The organism is Mycobacterium sp. 1165196.3 (assembly GCF_001673415.1).
Lineage (GTDB): Bacteria > Actinomycetota > Actinomycetes > Mycobacteriales > Mycobacteriaceae > Mycobacterium > Mycobacterium europaeum_A.
The window spans coordinates 1-4,040 of sequence record NZ_LZLU01000255.1; the positions used below are offsets into that span (position 1 = coordinate 1).

At 67.8% G+C, this 4,040-nt stretch carries 4 protein-coding genes; all 4 read right to left on the reverse strand.

The features are described from left to right. On the reverse strand, positions 1-1,404 hold a 1,404-nt coding region (locus A5659_RS24610; RefSeq protein WP_066871633.1), incomplete at its 3' end, for a serine/threonine-protein kinase. Positions 1,405-1,578: 174 nt separating this feature from the next. Continuing rightward, positions 1,579-2,718, reverse strand: a complete 1,140-nt coding sequence (locus A5659_RS24615) for a BTAD domain-containing putative transcriptional regulator (protein ID WP_067138279.1) — start codon at positions 2,716-2,718, stop codon at positions 1,579-1,581. A 300-nt stretch (positions 2,719-3,018) separates the two neighbouring features. Beyond that, positions 3,019-3,711, reverse strand: coding sequence for a hypothetical protein (locus tag A5659_RS24620; protein ID WP_067184892.1), 693 nt, complete (start codon positions 3,709-3,711; stop codon positions 3,019-3,021). Between the two features lie 178 nt (positions 3,712-3,889). Beyond that, positions 3,890-4,040, reverse strand: a 151-nt coding sequence (locus tag A5659_RS27450; protein WP_156749150.1) for a DUF732 domain-containing protein, incomplete at its 5' end; no start/stop codon positions are given.

Below are 4,040 nucleotides of genomic sequence, written 5' to 3' on the forward strand. Positions count from 1 at the left end.
GACCGTCACCGAGGAGCTGTCCGTCGAGGTGATGGGTTTGCCCGGCTGCATCGACGACGAGCCCATCACACCGTTGATGTCGGCCGGGCCGAGCAGCAGGCCGCTGAGGCGTTCGGGGCCCAGCGGGGCGGCCTGCGGTGGTTCCGGCTTGGGGCGAACGACAAGCCAGATGCCGACCCCGGTCGCGATCACGACGAGCACCACGGCGACGGCCGCGATGATCGGCCAGATCGAGCGGTGCGGTTTGGGCGGGGGCTGACCCCAGGGCGTCGAACTGGTGAACTGGGGCGGCGCGCCCCAGTTGGCATTGGTGCCTTGGTAATACGGCTGACCGGCCGCCGGGATCGGCCCGCTGGTCGGGGTCCACGCCTGACCGCCGTGCGCCGGTATCGGACCGGAACTGGGGGCCGACGGCGGGTCGAACGGCGACGGCGGCGGGGTGTTGAACGTCGGCCCGAACGGCTGCGGGGGCGCCGCGGCGGCGTGGGCTCCCGCGCCGGGGTAGTCGGCGGCGGGCAGTGCGGCTTCTTGGCTGCGGCGCAAGATGGTGGCGGCGCGGTCCTGGTCGGGGTTGCTCAACGCTTCCTTGGCGGCCAGGGCCAGATCACCCGCGCTGGCATAGCGATCCTCCGGCTTCTTGGCCATGCCGCGGGCGATCACCACGTCGAAGGCCTTCGGGACCCCCGGGCGCTGCGCGCTGGGCGCGGGGATGGGGTCCATCATGTGAGCGGAGACCAGCACCCCGGCGCTGTCGGCGCGGTAGGGTGGCGTCCCGGTCAGGCACTCGAACAGCACGCAGGCCAGCGCGTAGATGTCGGCGCGATAGGTGACTTCCGCGTCCGAAAACCGTTCTGGCGCCATGTATTTCCAGGTGCCGACCGCGGTGCCGAGCTGCGTCAGCTTCTCGTCGGTGGTGGCGCTGGCGATGCCGAAGTCGACCAGGTAGGCGAAGTCGTCACGGGTGATGAGAATGTTCTGCGGTTTGATGTCGCGGTGCATCACCCCGGCGGCGTGCGCGGCATCGAGCGCCGACGCGATCTGGGTGATGATGGCGACCGCGCGCGGTGGAGTCAGCGGGCCGAAGCGTTTGAGCACGCTGTCCAGGTCGGTGCCCTCGACCAAACGCATCTCGAGGAACATCTGGCCGTCGATTTCGCCGTAGTCGTGCACCGGCACCACGTGCGGTTCCTGCAAACGACCGGCGGTGCGGGCTTCGCGTTTCAACCGCTCGCGGAACACCGGGTCCCGGCTGAAGCTTTCGGACAGGAGTTTGACCGCGACCGTCCACTCTTTGACGGTGTGTTCGGCCTCGTAGACCTCACCCATCCCACCGCGGCCCAGCAGCCGCTTTAGGTGGTAGGGGCCAAACATCGACCCCGCCCGTGAGGACTGCTCGTCACTCATTCCTCATCCTTCCAACCCAACCCCTAGCCTGCCGGTCTCTTTCGAGACTTTGCGGGCAGGCACACGATCGCAACCCGTGACTGAGCAATCATGACGGTAAGCGCGCAGGCGTCCCACCGCACGATAACGGGAACAATCGCCGCGCGTGTCAGCGCGGGTCGGCTCGCCGTGCTCTCAGGCCTCGTCTTCGTGGTCAGCGGCGACCTGGAAGGTGAATTCGTGGTCGCAGATCCGCACGCGGTCGCCGTCCCGCAGGGTGGCTGCGGAACGGATCCGTTGCTCCCGCACGTGCACGCCGTTCGAGGACCGCAGGTCGTCGATGATGTAACCGTTTCCGGTGTCGACGATGACGGCATGATGCCGGCTGACCTTGGGGGAGTCGAGCACGATGTCGTTGTCGCCTAGCCGCCCAATGGTTGTCGATCCCCGCAGCGGATAACTGCGTCCGGACACCTCGTGCAGATAAGCGGCCACCTTGTCGTCGGTCGGGTAGTGCTCAAGCACGGTGATCGCGACCGCCGCGGTCGTCATGGCGTTCTTCTTCACGTCCAGCGGCTCTTGGCGCAGGATCTGGTCGTTGAGGGCGCGCAGGTTCTGGCCGGGGTCGATCCCGAGGTCATCGGCCAGCGATTTCTGCACGCGCCGATAGGCCGCCAACGCGTCGGATTGGCGGTCGGCGAGGTAGTAGGCGGTCATCAATTGGGCCCACAGCTGCTCGCGGTAAGGATGCTCGGCCGTCAGGGCTTCCAGTTCGGTGATCACGGTAAAGGCGCGTCCGCAGGCAATTTCGGCCTCGGCCTGCGCGGTGTGAGCCAGGATCTTCTCCTCGACCAGCGACGCGGTGAAGGCGTCGACGAAGCGAAGGCCGTCCAGGTCCTCGAGCACCGGGCCGCGCCATTCGGCCAGGGCGGCCGACAGGTGCTGACTGGCCTGCTCGAACCGGCCGGCGGCCGCCGCCTGCACGCCGGCGGTCTTCTCGGCGATGAACCGGCCCAGATCGCAACGGTCGTTGGCGACGTTGAGCCGGTAACCCGGCGGTGCCGCGACCAGCACCGTGCGCGGGTCGATGCCGGCACCGGTCAGCAACTTTCGCAGGTTGGACACGTAGGAGTGGATGCTGGCCCGCGCCCCCGACGGTGGCGACTCGTCCCACAGGGCGGTGATGAGCCGGTCGACGCCGACCGGGTTGTTGCGGTTCATCAGCAGCATCGCCAGCACCGCCCGCTGTTTGGGTGTGCCCAGCGGCACCAGGGTGCCGTCGACGCTCATCTCCAACGGTCCGAGCAGACCGAATTCGAGACGCTTGTCCGCCATCCCGCCTACCAGCCTTTCCGCGTCCGCGGCGTCGGATGCCCTGAGCTCACCATTGTGATTGTGACGCCAAGCGGGCGGATTCGTTACGAATCACGAGAAACCGTCGAGCTCGGACGGCATGTCGTCCAACCATGGCCTGAGCGCGGCGCCGCACCCGGGGCCGGGGGCTGAAATGTGTTCGCACCCAGGGCGATAGTGGGTGCGTCGCACGAATTGAATTGCACCGCCGCCACATATCGGCCACGCGACGCGCACGCCGCTCGCTGTTGCGCGCCGCGTGAACCGAATCGCCGGCGGCGACTAAGTGGTGATGACCATCAACTCGTTGCTGGTGTCCCAGGACTCGACGAACAGCTTGATCGGGATTTGCTCGTTGCGGCCTTCGGGTGTGCCGCTGTCGTTGAGGTGGACGATGCCGGCGACGGTGTCGACGCCGGTCACCACCACGGCGTGGTTGGACTCCGGGCGGCCGTCCTTGCCCTTGTCTTCGACGGGCTGGTGCCAGATCAGCTCGGCGTTGAGGCTGACGATCACCTTGTGACCGCCGCCGAGCGCCCGCTCGAGAGTGGCCATTCCGGCCGGGGTGCCGGTTTGCGCGGCGTCGTCCTTGTCGCTGAGGACGGCGCCGATCTTGTACTGGGCGAGCAACTCGGGAATGTCCGCGGTGTTCGCGCCCATTCCGGATTCCGGGTTGCCGGTGGCGGCGGGCTTGGTGTAGATCGAGCCGGGATGCGCGATGCTGGGCGTCGATTGGGCCTTGGCGATGATGTCGTGCTCCGAGGGCGCCACGCCGGTGATCTCGCCGATGACATCGGCACTCGACATCAGCACGCAGTCGTCGTACTGCTGCTGGCGCCAGAATTGGGCGGCGGCGGTCGGGTCGCCGTAGGTGAGTTGGGACGCTGCGGCGCCGGCCGGGGCCGCCACACCGAGCGCGACCGCGCCGGCGGCCACCGCGAGGGTCAGGGTCTTGGTGATGTTGGCGGTCGTCATGGTGTGCCTCTTCTCGTCTCTGGCCGCGTGGGTCGGGGCTGGGCGGGTGTTGAGAAGAGCTTCGAACGTGCGCCTGTTGGACTTCTCTACGAATCCTTGGAGCCGTGCGGGGCGTCGGCTCCCACGGCCGATGGGGGATTCCGACTTTCGAAATCCCCCATGGTGGGTCGTTATTCGCCTAGGCGGGCTGACCGGAGAATTGCGGGCAATAGGCCTGGGTGGCCGCCAAGACCACGTGGGCCGCCTGCGGCGGCGTCAGGCTGGTGTGCCGGAAGATGTCGACGGTGACCGCGGTCGGCGTCTGGCCGGCGGCGAGTTCGGTGCAGACC

Bases quoted from the DNA above. Each gene is read 5' to 3' on its own strand.
- A5659_RS24620 (WP_067184892.1), bottom strand. From the start codon at position 3,711: ATGACGACCGCCAACATCACCAAGACCCTGACCCTCGCGGTGGCCGCC.
- A5659_RS24615 (WP_067138279.1), bottom strand. From the start codon at position 2,718: ATGGCGGACAAGCGTCTCGAATTCGGTCTGCTCGGACCGTTGGAGATG.